This window comes from Roseateles sp. P5_E11 (assembly GCF_054049355.1).
This window is the reverse complement of the sequence record NZ_JBFUMO010000921.1, coordinates 1-1,570: the sequence shown is the minus strand read 5'-3', so window position 1 is coordinate 1,570 and position 1,570 is coordinate 1. Positions and strand designations below refer to the sequence as shown.

The window sequence follows — 1,570 nt, the reverse complement described above, 5'->3', positions numbered from 1 at the left end:
CCGGTGGTCAATGCGCCGAACTGGCTGGACGACAGGGCCGCGAACTGGGCCGTGCCCAACGCGTTCAAGTTGTCGGTGGCGAGGTTGGCGAGCTGGGTGTTGGTCAGTGCCTGGACCTGGCCAGACGAAAGATTGGAGAACTGGCTGCTGCTCAGGCTGTTCAGATCGGCCGTACCGAGCGTGTTGACCTGGCTCGTGGTCAGGCTGTTGACCTGGCCGCTGCCGAGCGCGCGCAGCTGGTCGCTGGTGAAGGCGTCGAGCTGATCGGAAGACAGGTTGCGCAGGGCACCGGTGGTCAGCGACTTGATGTCGGCGGTCTCGATGGCCGCCATCTGGGCGGTSGACAAGGCGCCSGCCTGGGTGGAGTTCAGYGAGGCGAYCTGGCCCGAGGTCAGGGCGACCATATCGCCGGTGGTCAGGCCCTTGATCTGGGCSGTGCCSAGCGAGGCSACYTGKGCCGTGGTCARYGAKCCGACRGCGTCRCTGGCCARSGCGCCGAYCTGGTCGGAMGACAGGYYGTTGAGYGCRRCGGTSGTGACGGCRCGCAGGTCAGCGGTYTCGAGCTTGCCGAGYTGGCCGGTGGTCAGCGCACCGAACTGGCTGGACGACAGGGCCGCGAATTGGGCCGTGCCCAGCGCGTTCAGGTTGTCGGTCGCCAGATTGCCGAGCTGGTCGGTCGTCAGCGAACGGATCTGAGCCGTCGACAGATTGGCCATCTGGGCCGTCGTCAGCACATTCAGGTCACCCGTGGAGATGTTGACTAGTTGCGGGCTGGTGGTGAGCGCATTCAGCTGGGTGGACGACAGGGCGCGCAGCTGGTCGCTGGTCAATGCATCCAGTTGATCCGAGGACAGGTTGCGCAGTGCGCCGGTGGAGATGGCCTTGACATCGGCCGTCTCGATGGCGGCGATCTGGGCGGTGGAGAGCACGCCTGCCTGGGTCGAGTTCAGCGAGGCGACCTGGGCGGAGGTCAGGGCGACCATGTCGTCCGTGGTCAGGCCCTTGACCTGGGCGGTGCCCAGCGAGCCGACCTGTGCCGTGGTCAGCGAGCCGACGGCATCGCTGGCCAAGGCGCCGACCTGGTCGGAGGACAGGCCGTTGAGCGCAGCCGTCGTGACGGCACGCAGGTCAGCGGTCTCGAGCTTGCCGAGTTGGCCGGTGGTCAGCGAACCGAACTGGCCGGAGTTCAGGGAAGCGAACTGGCTGGTGCCCAGCGCGTTCAGGTTGTCGGTGGCGAGGTAGCTGAGCTGCGTGCTGGTCAGCGCCTGGACCTGGCCCGAGGACAGGTTGGCGAATTGGCCGCTGGTCAGGCTGTTCAGGTCGGCCGTGCCCAGGGTATTGACCTGGCTCGTGGTCAGGCTGTTGACCTGGCCGCTGCTCAGCGCGCGGAGCTGGTCGCTGGTGAAGGCGTCGAGTTGGTCGGAGGACAGGTTGCGCAGGGCGCCCGTGGTCAGCGACTTGACGTCCGCGGTCTCAATCGCGGCCAGTTGCGCGGTAGACAGGCTGCCTGCCTGCGTGGAGTTCAGCGCCGCGACCTGGCCCGAGGTCAGCGCCGCGACCTGGCCCGAGG

At 67.4% G+C, this 1,570-nt stretch carries 1 pseudogene; it reads right to left on the bottom strand.

Features of this window, described 5'->3' with window-relative positions:
* Nucleotides 1-1,570, bottom strand: a pseudogene (locus tag ACXJKR_RS32105) (heme utilization protein); the annotation flags it as partial.